The sequence below is a fragment of the Agathobaculum sp. TL06 genome (genome assembly GCF_054658635.1).
In genome coordinates, this window is the sequence record NZ_BAAGGY010000003.1 from 74969 (window position 1) to 89177 (window position 14209).

Sequence of the window (14209 nt, forward strand, 5' to 3'; positions counted from 1 at the left end):
GGCGTTTCGTTTTAGTTTTTCAAACTCTGGATGGGCGCCGGAATGCGGCCGCCGCGATGGATGAATTTCGCGGGTGAGCCGGTGGCGATCGGCATGATGGGCGCGCTGCCCAGCAGGCCGCCGAACTCCACCATATCCCCCACCTTTTTGCCAATGGCCGGAATGACGCGCACGGCGGTCGTCTTGGAGTTGACAACGCCGATGGCGATTTCATCCGCGATCAGGCCGGAAATGACCTCGGCGGTCGTGTCGCCGGGTACGGCGACCATGTCGATGCCGACCGAGCAAACCGCGGTCATGGCTTCGAGCTTCTCCAGCGTGAGCGCGCCCGCCTGTGCGGCGGCGATCATGCCCTCGTCCTCGGACACCGGAATAAACGCGCCCGACAGCCCGCCGACGCTGGACGACGCCATCACGCCGCCCTTTTTGACCGCGTCGTTGAGCATCGCCAGGATAGCGGTCGTGCCGCAGCAGCCGCAGACCTCCAGGCCGACCTCTTCGAGGATGCGCGCGACCGAGTCGCCGATTGCCGGCGTCGGCGCGAGCGACAGGTCCACAATGCCGAACGGTACGCCTAAACGCTGGCTGGCGATCGCGCCGACCAGCTGGCCCATGCGGGTGATCTTGAACGCGGTCTTTTTAATGACCTCGGCCACCTCGTTAATCGGGCAGTCGCCCGCGCGCCGGATGGCCGACTGCACCACGCCCGGGCCGGATACGCCGACATTGATAACGGTTTCCGGCTCGCCGATGCCGTGGAACGCGCCCGCCATGAACGGGTTGTCGTCCACCGCGTTGGCGAATACGACCAGCTTGGAGCAGCCCATGGATTCGTTGTCCTTTGTCAGCTCGGCGGTCTGCTTGATGATGCGCCCCATCAGCGCGATGGCGTCCAGATTGACGCCCGCCTTGGTCGAGGCCACGTTGACCGACGAGCAGACCAGATTGGTCTCAGCCAGCGCCTCGGGTATGGAGTTGATAAGGATTTCGTCGCCCTTGGCAAAACCTTTCTGCACCAGCGCGGAAAAGCCGCCGACAAAGTTAACGCCGGTGGCCGACGCGGCGCGGTCGAGCGCCTTGGCCAGCGGCACATAGCTGTCCGCATCCGTCACCGCGCCGATCATCGCGATCGGGGTGACCGAAATGCGCTTGTTGATGATCGGGATACCCAGCTCGCGCTCGATCTGCTCGCCGGTCGCGACCAGCTTTTCCGCGCGGCGGGTGATCTTGTCGTACACCTTGTCGGCCAGCACGTTGATGTCGCTGCTGGCCAGGTCGCGCAGCGAAATGCCCATCGTGATCGTGCGGATGTCGAGGTGCTCCTCCTCTATCATCTTGATGGTTTCCAGTATATCTTTTGTGTTAATCATTGACATAATAATAGTCCCCGTATTCACCCATAGCAGGATATTTTTCTTCCGCACGCACTCTTCCCGCGCGCAGCGCCGTTTGGCGGAAAATGGCGTTTTTATATTTTGTGCATCGCGTCGAAGATATCCTCATGCATGGTATGGATCTTCATGCCGAGCGTTTCCCCGTCCTGATCGAGCAGGTCGGCCAGCGCGGTGAAATCCACCGTACACTGATCGATATTCACCAGCATGACCATGGCGAACATGTCCTCCATAACATTCTGCGAAATATCGACAATATTCACCTGATGCTTGTACAGCGTGTCGGATATCTTAGCGATAATGCCCGTGCGGTCCTTGCCGACCACCGTGATAACTGCGCGCATGTTTTATTCCTCCAAAAATTGAATTGATTGTTGTTCCCCCATGTCCGGCTGGCCAGCCTCGACAATGGTGTTGATGATGCTGTTGGATACCAGGAACCCCTTTTCGGTCAGGTACCAGCGCGTCCCCTGGTGGGCGACCAGCTCGTTTCCCATCAGACCGCGGAACGCTTCCTCATAGGGCGTGGAGTCGATGTTATACCGTTTCTCCAAATCGAGGAAGTCCACCCCGTCCGAGGTACGCAGGCGTACCATCAGGTATTCGCCCTGCCGCTGGAACGTCGGCACCTCGTCCTCGTCCCGCAGGATATCCTCGCCGCTTATGTAGGCCTTGATGTCGCGCGCGAACTCGAACCGGCGCCCATTCATGAACGAATGCGCGCCCGGCCCCAGCCCCAGATACTCGGACAGGTCCCAGTATTTCTGGTTGTGGCGCGACCGGAAGCCCGAACGGGCGAAGTTGGATATTTCATAATGCTCAAAGCCGTTTTTGCGGAGCAGCTCGCACATGGCGAGATAGGTGTCCGCCTGCGCGTCGTCGTCGGGCAGGGTCGGGTTTTCGCGGCCCATCGGCGTGGCCGGTTCGAGCTTCAGCCCGTAGCAGGACAGATGCTTCGGACCGAGCGCAAGGCACTGCTCCACCGAGTCGAGAAACTGCTCCTGCGTCTGCCCGGGCAGACCGTACATCAGATCCAAGCTGATGTTGGAAAAGCCTTTCTCCCGCGCCAGGTCAACCGCGTCCTTCGCCTGCTGGAACGTATGGATGCGGCCGATGGCCTTCAGCTCGTCGTCATGCGCGGACTGCACACCGAACGACAGCCGGTTCACGCCCTGCTTTTTCATCATTTCCAGCACTTTTTTATCCGTGCTTTCCGGATTGCACTCGACCGTGATCTCCGCGTCCTCCGCAAGGGGGAACTTGTTCCGCACCTCCTGCAGGATGCGGCCGAGGTATTTCGGCCCCAGGCAGGTCGGCGTACCGCCGCCGATATAGACCGTATCCACCGTGTAGCCGCCGCACAGTGCGCCGTAGGAGCGGATATGGGTCAGCAGCGCCGAAACGTAGTCTTTCATCAGTTCCTTGTCCGGCACGGAGTAAAAATCACAGTAGCCGCATTTCTGCACACAGAACGGGATATGCAGGTACAGGCCGAGCGGCTTGTTTCGATAACTAAATTTACTCATGATTCCTCGTCCAGCTTGAGCACCGCCATGAACGCCTCGGTCGGGATCTGCACCGTACCGAGCGAGCGCATCTTCTTTTTGCCTTCCTTCTGCTTTTCCAGCAGCTTCTTCTTGCGGGTGATATCGCCGCCGTAGCACTTGGCGAGCACGTCCTTACGCATCGCCTTGACCGTTTCGCGCGCGATCACCTTGCCGCCGATCGCGGCCTGGATGGGTACCTCGAACAGCTGGCGCGGGATATTTTCCTTGAGCTTTTCACAGATGCGGCGCGCGCGGACGTAGGCCTTCTCGCGGTGGACAATAAAGGAAAGCGCGTCCACCTGGTCGCCGTTGAGCAGCATGTCCACCTTGACCAGATCGCTCGGCCGGTAGTCGAGCAGCTCATAGTCAAGCGAGGCATAACCCTTGGTGCGCGCCTTGAGCGCGTCGAAAAAGTCGTAGATGATTTCATTGATCGGCATTTCGTAGTGCAGCTCGACCAGGTTGGAGTCAAGATACTGCATATCCTTGAACACGCCGCGGCGCTCCTGGCACATGGGCATGATATTGCCGACAAATTCCTGCGGGGTCATAATGGTGGCCTTGACGAACGGCTCGCGCGCCTCGTCGATCAGGCCGGGATCGGGATAGTCGTGCGGGTTGTCGCAATGGACAACCGCGCCGTCGGTCCGCACGATCTCATACACGACCGAGGGCAGCGTGGTGACCAGGTCGAGGTCGAACTCGCGTTCGAGCCGCTCCTGGATGACCTCCATGTGCAGCATGCCGAGGAAGCCGCAGCGGAAGCCGAAGCCCAGCGCGACCGAGCTTTCCGGCTCGAACGACAGCGCCGCGTCGTTGAGCTGAAGCTTTTCCAGCGCGTCGCGCAGGTCGGGGTATTTGGAGCCGTCCTCGGTATAGATGCCGCAGAACACCATGGGCTGCGCCGGACGGTAGCCGGGCAGCGGCTCCGCGGTCGGCCGTCCCGCCTCGGTGACCGTGTCGCCCACACGGGTGTCGGACACGGTCTTGATGGACGCGGTAAAATAGCCGACCTCGCCCGCGCACAGCTCCTGCTGGGGCGACAGGCCGAGCGGCAGCATGTAGCCGCATTCGAGCACCTGGAACTCCGCGCCCGTGGCCATCATTTTCACCTTCATGCCTGGGCGGATGCTGCCGTCCATCAGCCGCATATAAACGATAACGCCCTTATAAGGGTCGTACTGGCTGTCAAAGATAAGCGCGCGCAGCGGCGCGTCCGCGTCGCCCTGCGGGGCGGAGATGTCGGACACGATGCGTTCGAGCACCGCGTGGATATTGATATTCATTTTGGCCGAGATCTCCGGACTGTCCTCGGCTGGGATACCGATGATGTCCTCGATCTCCTGCTTGACGCGCGGCGCGTCCGCCGCGGGCAGGTCGATCTTGTTGATGACCGGCACAACCTCCAGCCCCGCGTCAATGGCGAGGTAGGTGTTGCCCAGTGTCTGCGCCTCAATCCCCTGTGCCGCGTCCACCACCAGCAGCGCGCCCTCGCACGCAGCGAGCGAACGCGAAACCTCATAATTGAAGTCCACATGCCCGGGGGTGTCGATCAGGTTCATCTCATAGGTCTGGCCGTCGTCGGCCTCGTATTCCATGCGCACCGCGCGCGCCTTGATCGTGATGCCGCGCTCACGCTCCAGATCCATATTGTCAAGCAGCTGTTCCTCCATCTCGCGCTGGGACACGGCCTTGCACTGTTCGAGCAGGCGGTCCGCCAGCGTCGACTTGCCGTGGTCAATATGCGCGATGATGGAAAAATTCCGTATTTGCCCGCGATTTTTCACACCGAAAGCTCCTTACCTTTCCTTAATAGCAATATGGAAATATTATACCACGTTTTACGCCGCCCCACAAGCATACTTTTGCACAAGCGGGCCGCACGCTCCTCCGCTCTTTCCAGCACATTAGCAGTCCCCATCCGGCTGTGACAGCCCGTTTCCTATCATTTAACAAAATATTCATAAACGAGACTTGACTTTGCCGCTACGCGGTGGTAAATTAGTTTTAGCACTCAGAGAGGCGGAGTGCTAACCCATTTTCACACAGGAAAGGAGTCCGCTCAGGTGGAGCTTTCGGAACGAAAAAAGCAGATCCTCAAGGCCATCATCGGCGATTATATCCGCACAGCCGAGCCAGTCGGCTCCAAGGCGCTGACCGAGGGGCATGCGCTTCCGTTTTCCTCCGCCACCATCCGCAACGAGATGAGCGAGCTGGAAGAAATGGGTTTTCTGGAAAAGCCGCACACCTCCGCCGGCCGCATCCCCTCGCCGCAGGGCTACCGGCTGTATGTCGACGAGCTGATGGAGCAGCCGGCTGAAACGCCGGACGACGCCGCGCCGCTGCAGAGCATCCTGCAGACCAAGGTGCGCGAGCTCGACCATTTGATACGCGAGGCGGGCAAGCTGATTTCCAGCCTGACCAATTACGCTTCCGTCGCGATCACTCCCGCCATGACCCAGGCATCCATCCGCCAGTTTGAGATCATCGCCATTGACAAAATGAATTTTGTCATCGTGGTTGTAACCGACTCCGGCTCGGTCAAAAATAAAATGGTGCGGACCATGACCGACGTCACCAAGGACGAGGCCGAGCTTCTCACCTATGTCCTCAACCAGACGCTGACCGGCCTGCCGCTCAGCCACATCACGGCCGAGCGTTTTGATATTGTGCGCAGGGCCGCGGGATTGACCGCCCTTTTGGCCCCCGTGGCTGAATATGTCGCCGAGCTGATCGAAGAGCTGGGAGATCAGAAGGTCTTTCTGGACGGGACCAACAAGCTGCTGCGCTTTCCGGAATACAAGGACCTGCACAAGGCGCAGGCGCTGCTTGACTATATGGAGGATGACAGCCGGCACCTGCTGCCCGCGACCCGTAAGATCGACGGAATCCAGTTCTTCATCGGGCCGGAAAACGGGGAGAACCCGCTCAGCGATACATCCGCGATTTATGCAAAATACGATATCGGCAAAATCGGTCAGGGCGCGATCGGCATCGTGGGTCCGACCCGCATGGATTACGCCAAGCTGTCCGCTCAGCTCAGCCGCTTCGCCAAGGGGCTCAATCAGCTGATTGCCGAGACCTTTTTAGACGAGAAAGACGGAAATCCCTGAACAGCGGGATTTTCAGCAAATGGAGGCATGAAAACAATATGAGCAAGAAAAAGCAGTCCGATCCGGCCGAGGCCGAGCAGAAGGCGCCGGAAACCCCGTCCGAGGAGGAAACGGCAAAGGCCGGCGCGCAGGAGGAACAGGCCGCGCCCGCCGACGACTGGAAGGCAAAATACGAGGAGCTGAACGACCGCTATCTCCGCATGGCGGCGGAGTACGACAACTTCCGCAAGCGCAGCCAGCGCGAGCGCGAGCAGGCGTATACGGACGCGGTCAGCCGCGCAGTGACCGCGCTGCTCCCCACCTATGACAACCTTGAGCGTGCGCTCAAGGCCGAAACCGCGGATGCGGAATACAAAAAGGGCGTGGAGCTGACCATGACCCAATTGACCGACAGCCTGAAAGGCCTGAACGTCACCGTGATCGAGGCTTCGGCCGGCACCACGTTCGACCCGAATTTCCACAACGCCGTGATGCATGTCGAAGATGAAGCGCTGGGCGAAAGCGTGATTGCCGAGGTATTCCAGCAGGGCTTCCAAATCGGCGACAAAGTGATCCGGCACGCGATGGTGAAGGTCGCAAACTAAAACCCCCGTATAGGGGACTTCAAAAGTCCCCTATATACGAAAGCAAGTTCCTTTGAAACTTGCTTTCGATACCCGAATGCCGCCGCCCAAGGCGGCTGAGTCGAGGAATAAAATCCGAGATACATGCTCTCGGATTTTATGGAAATTTCTTTTCCAAGGAATTTCCTGATAAATGCGCGCCGGAGGGCGCGACAATACTTGTAATAAAGCATCTGAATCATATAAAGGAGTGCTATCAACATGGGCAAAATCATTGGTATCGACCTTGGTACAACAAATTCCTGCGTATCCGTTATGGAAGGCGGCGAGGCTGTCGTCATCCCCAACGCGGAAGGCGCGCGCACGACTCCGTCGGTGGTCGCGTTCTCCAAGGACGGCGAGCGCATGGTGGGCCAGGTGGCCAAGCGCCAGGCCGTGACCAACGCGGACCGCACGATTATTTCCATCAAGCGCCACATGGGCTCGGACTACCGCGTAAACATTGACGGCAAGCCCTATTCCCCGCAGGAGATCTCCGCGATGATCCTGCAAAAGCTCAAGGCGGACGCGGAAGCCTACCTCGGCCAGCCGGTGACCCAGGCGGTCATCACGGTGCCGGCGTACTTCTCCGACTCCCAGCGCCAGGCGACCAAGGACGCGGGCAAGATCGCGGGCCTCGAGGTGCTGCGCATCATCAACGAGCCGACCGCGGCTGCGCTGGCTTACGGCGTGGATAAGGAAGCCGAGCAGAAGATCATGGTCTACGACCTCGGCGGCGGCACGTTCGACGTTTCCATCCTCGACATTGGCGAGGGTGTGCTCGAAGTGCTGTCCACTGCGGGCGACACCCACCTCGGCGGCGACGACTTTGACCAGCGCATCATCGACTGGATGGTCGCGGAGTTTAAGAAATCCAACGGTATCGACCTGTCCGCTGACAAGATGGCCATGCAGCGTCTGAAGGAAGCGGCGGAAAAGGCCAAGGTCGAGCTGTCCGGCATGGCGCAGACCTCGATCAACCAGCCGTATATCACCGCGGACGCGACCGGCCCGAAGCACCTCGAGCTGACGCTGACCCGCGCGAAGTTCAACGAGCTGACCGCCGACCTGGTCGAGCGCACCATGGGTCCGGTGCGTCAGGCGATGAGCGACGCCGGCCTGTCCGCCTCCGACCTGTCCAAGGTATTGCTGGTGGGCGGCTCGACCCGCATTCCCGCCGTGCAGGAGGCTGTTAAGGGCATCACCGGCAAGGACGGCTTCAAGGGCATCAATCCGGACGAATGCGTCGCGATCGGCGCGTCCATCCAGGGCGGCGTACTCGGCGGCGAGGTCAAGGATGTGCTGCTGCTCGACGTCACCCCGCTGTCCCTCGGCATTGAGACGCTGGGCGGCGTATGCACCAAGCTGATCGACCGCAACACCACCATTCCCACCAAGAAGAGCCAGATCTTCTCCACCGCAGCCGACAACCAGCCGTCGGTTGAAATCCACGTCCTGCAGGGCGAGCGCGAGATGGCCGCGGGCAACAAGACGCTCGGCCGCTTCACGCTGGACGGCATCGCCCCGGCGCCGCGCGGCGTACCGCAGATCGAGGTTACCTTTGATATCGACGCGAACGGCATCGTAAACGTATCCGCCAAGGACTTGGGTACGGGCAAGGAGCAGAAGATCACCATTACCGCGTCCACCAATCTCTCGCAGGACGAGATCGACAAGGCCATGCACGAGGCCGAGCAGTACGCGGAGCAGGATAAGAAGAACAAGGAAGCGGTCGAGGTGCGCAACAACGCCGAGCAGCTTGTCTTCCAGTCCGAAAAGGCGCTGACCGACCTGGGCGATAAGCTGTCCGCCGATGAAAAGGCCGGCGTACAGGCCGAGATCGACAAGGTCAAGGAAGCGCTCAAGGGTACCGACACCGAGATGATTAAGATGGCGACCGATGGCCTGTCCAAGAAGTTCAGCGATCTGGCGGGTAAGATCTACCAGCAGCAGGCGCCGCAGGGTGACCCGAACATGGGCGGCCAGCCGGGCGCACAGTCCGGCCCGCAGGGCGATTTCGTTGACGCGGACTTCACCGAGGTCAAGGACGACGACGATAAGAACAAGTAATTCCATGCCGCGTGGGGCGGGACGGTCTCCGTTCCGCCCTGCGGCATGTCATTTTCCGTTATTTGAGGGATCATAATGGCTGACAAAAGAGATTATTACGAGGTACTGGGCGTGCAGAAAGGCGCGAGTGAGGACGAGCTGAAAAAGGCTTACCGCCGCCTGGCCCGCAAGTACCACCCTGACCTGAACAAAGACAATCCCGATGCGGCCGACAAATTCAAAGAGGTCAACGAGGCCTATGAGGTCCTTTCCGACGCGGATAAACGCGCCAAGTACGACCAGTTCGGCTTCGCGGGCGTGGACCCGAGCTACGGCGGCGGCGCGGGGGCAGGCGGCTTCGGCGGGTTCGATATGGGCGACCTCGGCGACCTGTTCGGCTCGTTCTTCGGCGGCGGCTTTGGCGGCGGGCGCTCGCAGCGCCGCAATGCGCCGCAGCGCGGCGAATCCATCCGGCAGACGGTCATCCTCTCGTTTGAGGAGGCGGCGTTCGGCTGCGAGAAGGAGATCTCGGTGAACCGCATCGAGTCCTGTGACGAATGCGGCGGCACGGGCGCTGCCAAGGGTACCAGCGCCGAAACCTGTCCGAACTGCCGCGGCACCGGCTCCGTGACCCAGACCCAGCGCACCCCGCTCGGTGTGTTCCAGACGCAAACCGCGTGTCCCAACTGCCGCGGCACCGGCAAGATCATCAAAAAGCCCTGCGCCAAGTGCGGCGGCGCGGGACGCGTGCGCAAAACGCGCAAGTTCAAGGTAAACATCCCTGCCGGCATCGACGAGGGACAGTCCATCCAGCAGCGCGGGCAGGGCAACGCGGGCGTGAACGGCGGACCGGCGGGCGACCTGTTTGTGACCGTGTCCATCCGGCCGCATCCCATCTTCACCCGAGAGGGGCAGGATGTGTACGTCGAGATCCCGATTTCGTTCGCGCAGGCGGCGTTGGGCGACACGCTTCAGGTGCCGACGATCGACGGGCGCGTGGAATATAAGGTGCCGGAAGGGACGCAGACCGGCACCGTGTTCCGCATGAAAGGCAAGGGCATCCAGAACGTCAGCGGCCGCGGCCGCGGCGATCAGTATGTCCGCGTGAATATCGAGGTGCCGAAAAACCTGTCCGAAAAGCAGAAAAAGCTGCTGCGCGAATTTGAAGAATCCGCAACCGATGAAAACCAGAGCAAGCGCAAGGGCTTCTGGGATAAGGTAAAGGACGCGTTCAGCGAAAAATAACCGACCGGCGCAGGCTGTTCCGGTCGGATCAGGTTTCCGCCCCGCGCGGGAAACGGAAAAGAGGGCCGCTCCTGCGGCCCTCTTTTTTTCAGTTTTCGCGGTAATGCCGGATCAAGGCCTGTGTGCCGAGGTCGCCCATGCCTTCCGCTTCCAGATCGCCGTACATGGCGCAGACGCGCTCCAGCACCGGCAGCACGGGTCCGCCCTGCGATTGGGCGATCTTCATGTCCTTGATAAAATGCTTGAGGAAAAACCCCGGCGCATAATCCTCTTTTACCATCTTGGGCATCAGGTTCTCCATCTGCCACGAGCCGGCCGCCCCCTTGGAAATGCTGGCGAGCAGCTTATCCGGCTCCAGCCCCGCGCGTTCGGCATAGGCGAGCGCTTCGCACACGCCGGCGATCGTCCCCGCAATCGCAATCTGGTTGGCCATCTTGGTATGCTGTCCCGCGCCAGCCGGACCTTCATAAACGATCTGCTTTCCCATCGCTTCAAACAGCGGCAGGCACGCCCTGTAATCCGCTTCCGCCCCGCCGACCATGATGGAAAGCGTGCCGTTTTTCGCCCCCGTGTCGCCGCCGGAAACCGGCGCATCCAGCACGCGCAGCCCGCGCTGCTTCCCCTCCTGGGAAATCCGGACCGCAAGCTTCGGGTCGGTCGTGGTCATATCGATCAGATAGGCGCCGGCCTTCGCCGCCGCCAGAATGCCCTCTCCGCCGAAATAGACCTGCTCCACATCCTTCGGGTAGCCTACCATCGTAATAACCGCATCGCGCCCTTTCGCGCATTCTGCAACGCTGTCGCACCAGCGCACTTCATTTTCGGCAAGGAAATCCGTAAGCTTTGCCTTGGTGCGCGAATAAACCGCGACCTCATAACCCGCACCCAGCAGGTTGCGCACCATGGAGCGCCCCATCACGCCCACGCCAATAAACCCAACTGTTTTCATCATTTTTCCTCCTTGCGTATATGCGTCTAAAGCGCGGACCGAAATCCGCGCTTTTTTTACCGTTCCCCAAGGGGGGTATATCCGATTTCCGGCTGTACACAGCGGTAGGCGGGCCGGATGATCTTGTCCGTATTAATCAGCTCCTCCAGCCGGTGCGCGCTCCAGCCGACGATACGCGCCATGGCAAATACAGGCGTGTAAAGCTCGGGCGGAAGCCCCAGCATGGAATACACAAAGCCGGAATAAAAATCCACATTGGCGGAAACGCCTTTGTAAATCTGCCGTTCCTTTGCAATAACCTTGGGCGCCAGCCGCGCAACCGTGGAATAGAGGGCGAAATCCTCATCCCTGCCCTTTTCCTTGGCCAGCTGCCCGACGAACGACTTGAACACCTGCGCACGCGGGTCCGAGATCGAATACACGGCATGGCCCATGCCATAAATCAGCCCCTTGCGGTCAAACACTTCGCGCCGCAGCAGCTTGTCCAGATAATCGGCCACCTGCTCGTCGTCATGGACATCGGAAACGCTGCGCTTGAGGTCCTCGAACATCTGCACGACCTTATAATTGGCGCCGCCGTGCTTAGGCCCTTTCAGCGAGCCGAGCGCCGCCGCGATCGCCGAATAGGTATCCGTTCCCGAGGAGGTGACCACATGCGTGGTAAAGGACGAATTGTTGCCGCCGCCGTGCTCCATATGCAGCACAAGCGCCAGATCCAGCACACTCGCTTCCAGCGGCGTGTACTGCATGTCCGGACGCAGCATGCGCAGGAAATTGGAAGCCGTGGAAAGGCTGTCCGAGGGGTAATGGATGTACATACTGCCGCCGCACTCATAGTGATTATAGGCGTGATAGGAATATACCGCGAGCATCGGGAACACGGAAATCAGCATCAGGCATTGGCGCAGCACGTTCGGCAGGCTGATATCGTCCGCATAATTGTCGTAGGAAGCCAACGTCAGCACACTGCGCGACAGGCTGTTCATCATATCATGCGGCGGCGCTTTCATGATGACATCGCGTGTGAAATTGGTCGGCAGCGTACGTCCTTGGGCAAGCAGGCCCTTGAAGTCGGCAAGCTGACCCGCGTCCGGCAGCTTGCCGAACAGCAGCAGATAGGCGACCTCCTCATATCCCTTGCGCCCTTCCTTCATGAAGCCCTGCACCAGATCGTTTATGTTGATGCCCCGATAGTACAGTTCCCCTTCGCAGGGTACCATTTCACCATTGACTTCTTTCTGCGATATGATGTCCGAAATATTGGTCAGCCCTGCCAGTACGCCCTTCCCGCTCAAGTCGCGCAGGCCGCGCTTGACATCATATTGCTTGTACAGCGCGGGATCGATCCGGCTGTTTGTCCGGCATATCTCCGCCAGCGCCTCCACGCGCGGCGTCACCTCTAAAATGTTGTGGTCTGCCGTCATCTTGTGTCCTCCCTTTTCCAATACATACTACCCGATGTATATATTGTATCTGGAAAATCGCAAGCCTGCAACGACATTTCGGTAACAGAGTGTGAAAATTCTGTGAATTTTTACTATAGCAGCATCATAAAGCACCGCTCACTCCTCTTCCATTCCGGCGCGACGCCGCTTTGCATATCGGAACGAAGCGTAGTAAGCAGCAGTACCAATACTGTGGTCAGCGGCACCGTGAACAGCACGTCAATTATATATTATTTTCATCAATAAAAAAGAGGACCGCACAGTCCTCCTTTTATTGAAAATGCTTTTCGGTCTCCATGCGGTACAGCCGCATAATGACTAACGTGTGGTTGAGCTGCGGCCCCATCAGCAGGATCATACTGACAATATACAACCAAAGCATCAATACGATGATTGCGCCGAGCGAGCCGTACAGCACGGAATAATTGGCCATGTTATCCACATAAAACGAAAACGCCCACGATACCAGCAGCCAGGCGACCAAGGAAAACAGCGCCCCCGGCCATACCTCCCGAAATTTCAGATGCAGGTTGGGGACCACGCGGTTGAACAGCATCAGGAACACAAAAATAAACGCGATCATCACCCAAAAGCTTGCGTCATGCGTCAAATCCAGCGCCGCTGGCGGCACCGGCTCCAGCCGCGGCAGGATGCGGATGATCGTCCGTCCCGCAACCGCCAGAATAAAACTGCAAACGACCGATACCAGAAAGCCCGCCGTAATGCCGAACGAGATCAACACATCGCGCAGGACGCCGCGCTGCACCTCGACATGGTAGATGTCATTGACTGTGCGCATCATGGAGCGGACCGCGCGGGACAAGAAATACAAGGTCAGCACAATGCCGATCAGCATGGGACTGAACGAGGGAGAGTTGGAAAGCTGCGCCAGATAGGAGGTGATCAACTGCTGCAGGCTCTTGGGCAGCAGCTCCAGCACGGGCTGTATGCTCTCGATCGAAATATCGAGCTGTGCCAGAACCGAGTTGACAAACATCAGCAGCGGGAACATGGAAAACAACAGGAAATACGACAGCTCCGCCGCCGCCTGCGGGATACCGTCCGAGAAAAAACGGTAAACCATCCGTTTTATCAGGTATGCCAGCCGGTTTTGCCCATTCACGAACCCATCCCCCTTTCCTCTAAGGTACTTCTATTGTACCAGCTTTTTTCTGATTTTCAACTTGCGTTTTGGCAGCATCCGGTGTATACTGTCCATAAACAGAACATTTGTTCTTATTGGAGGGGATGTCCATGGATAGCCTGCGCGGGGAAACCTGTTGTTTTTCCGGATATCGGATCGAAAAAATGCCGTTTCGGACGGACGATTCCCCGGCCGCCGGCGCCTTGCGCGAGGCGCTTGACCGGGCAATCCGCCATGCCGCCGGACAGGGCTATACCCGCTTTCTGTCCGGCATGTCCACCGGTTTTGACCTCTGGGCCGCGGAAGCCGTGCTGCGGGCGCGCGCGCAGCTTCCGGTGCAGCTTTTATGCGCGGTCCCGTTTGACGGGCAGGCGTCCCGCTATGCGGCGGAATGGAAGCGCCGGTTCAATCACTGTCTGCTCGCAGCGGACGGGGTATACTCCCTGTCACGGAAGTATCATACCGGCTGCTATGCCGCGCGCAACCAGTTCATGGTGGACGCGGCTTCCCTGCTGATCTGCTTCTTTGACGGACAGCCCGGCGGCACCGCACAGACCGTGCGCATGGCGCGGCAGCGGGGCCTGCGCATCGTCAACCTCGCGGAGCGACAGCTCTCCCTGCTGGATTGACCGGCGTACGCCGCGCGGACCATTATGCCGCGGCGCGGGCGTTAAAAAGAGGCTCGGAAATGATTCCGAGCCTCTTTTCACAAGCGATTTAT

General features: G+C 59.4%; 12 protein-coding genes. 5 read left to right on the forward strand and 7 right to left on the reverse strand.

Going from position 1 to position 14209, the window contains the following annotated elements; genetic code table 11:
- Positions 1 to 11: 11 nt before the first annotated feature.
- From ACYQ3S_RS02555 to lepA, 4 genes are all read right to left on the reverse strand, one after another.
- The gene (locus ACYQ3S_RS02555) at positions 12 to 1370 is read right to left on the reverse strand and encodes a DUF711 family protein (RefSeq protein WP_459687288.1); all 1359 of its coding nucleotides are present in this window, start codon (positions 1368 to 1370) and stop codon (positions 12 to 14) included.
- A gap of 98 nt (positions 1371 to 1468) precedes the next feature.
- Positions 1469 to 1738 (reverse strand): ACT domain-containing protein, encoded by a 270-nt coding sequence (locus ACYQ3S_RS02560; protein ID WP_459687184.1) that lies wholly within the window; start codon positions 1736 to 1738, stop codon positions 1469 to 1471.
- Positions 1739 to 1741: 3 nt separating this feature from the next.
- Positions 1742 to 2920, reverse strand: coding sequence for a radical SAM family heme chaperone HemW (gene hemW / locus ACYQ3S_RS02565; protein ID WP_459687185.1), 1179 nt, complete (start codon positions 2918 to 2920; stop codon positions 1742 to 1744).
- Entirely contained in the window at positions 2917 to 4728 is a 1812-nt protein-coding gene (lepA, locus tag ACYQ3S_RS02570) for a translation elongation factor 4 (RefSeq protein WP_459687186.1), read from the reverse strand. The genes hemW and lepA overlap by 4 nt, the downstream gene beginning before the upstream one ends.
- A 279-nt stretch (positions 4729 to 5007) precedes the next feature.
- Here lepA and hrcA point away from each other — a divergent pair, with 279 nt between their 5' ends.
- The 4 genes from hrcA (at position 5008) to dnaJ (ending at position 9950) form a co-directional block, all read left to right on the forward strand.
- On the forward strand, positions 5008 to 6054 hold the full coding sequence (gene hrcA, locus ACYQ3S_RS02575; RefSeq protein ID WP_459687187.1) for a heat-inducible transcriptional repressor HrcA: 1047 nt from the start codon (positions 5008 to 5010) through the stop codon (positions 6052 to 6054).
- A gap of 38 nt (positions 6055 to 6092) precedes the next feature.
- Positions 6093 to 6638, forward strand: coding sequence for a nucleotide exchange factor GrpE (gene grpE / locus ACYQ3S_RS02580; protein WP_459687188.1), 546 nt, complete (start codon positions 6093 to 6095; stop codon positions 6636 to 6638).
- A 240-nt stretch (positions 6639 to 6878) separates the two neighbouring features.
- Positions 6879 to 8726 carry a molecular chaperone DnaK gene (dnaK, locus tag ACYQ3S_RS02585; RefSeq protein WP_459687189.1) on the forward strand — a complete coding sequence of 616 codons (1848 nt, stop codon included), beginning with the start codon at positions 6879 to 6881 and terminating at the stop codon, positions 8724 to 8726.
- Positions 8727 to 8801: 75 nt separating this feature from the next.
- Positions 8802 to 9950 carry a molecular chaperone DnaJ gene (gene dnaJ / locus ACYQ3S_RS02590; protein WP_459687190.1) on the forward strand — a complete coding sequence of 383 codons (1149 nt, stop codon included), beginning with the start codon at positions 8802 to 8804 and terminating at the stop codon, positions 9948 to 9950.
- 88 nt (positions 9951 to 10038) lie between these two features.
- On the opposite strand, the gene ACYQ3S_RS02595 is transcribed toward dnaJ, so the two are convergent.
- The 3 genes from ACYQ3S_RS02595 to ACYQ3S_RS02605 all read right to left on the reverse strand — a co-directional run bounded on the left by ACYQ3S_RS02595 (position 10039) and on the right by ACYQ3S_RS02605 (position 13467).
- On the reverse strand, positions 10039 to 10899 hold the full coding sequence (locus ACYQ3S_RS02595; protein WP_459687289.1) for an NAD(P)-dependent oxidoreductase: 861 nt from the start codon (positions 10897 to 10899) through the stop codon (positions 10039 to 10041).
- Between the two features lie 56 nt (positions 10900 to 10955).
- Complete coding sequence (locus ACYQ3S_RS02600; RefSeq protein WP_459687191.1) at positions 10956 to 12323, reverse strand: citrate/2-methylcitrate synthase; 1368 nt, start codon at positions 12321 to 12323, stop codon at positions 10956 to 10958.
- Positions 12324 to 12615: 292 nt separating this feature from the next.
- Complete coding sequence (locus ACYQ3S_RS02605) at positions 12616 to 13467, reverse strand: YihY/virulence factor BrkB family protein (protein WP_459687192.1); 852 nt, start codon at positions 13465 to 13467, stop codon at positions 12616 to 12618.
- 131 nt (positions 13468 to 13598) lie between these two features.
- On the opposite strand from ACYQ3S_RS02605, the gene ACYQ3S_RS02610 reads away from it, so the two are divergent.
- Positions 13599 to 14117: an SLOG family protein gene (locus ACYQ3S_RS02610; protein WP_459687193.1), complete on the forward strand. Its 519-nt coding sequence runs from the start codon at positions 13599 to 13601 to the stop codon at positions 14115 to 14117.
- The last annotated feature ends 92 nt before the right edge of the window (positions 14118 to 14209 follow it).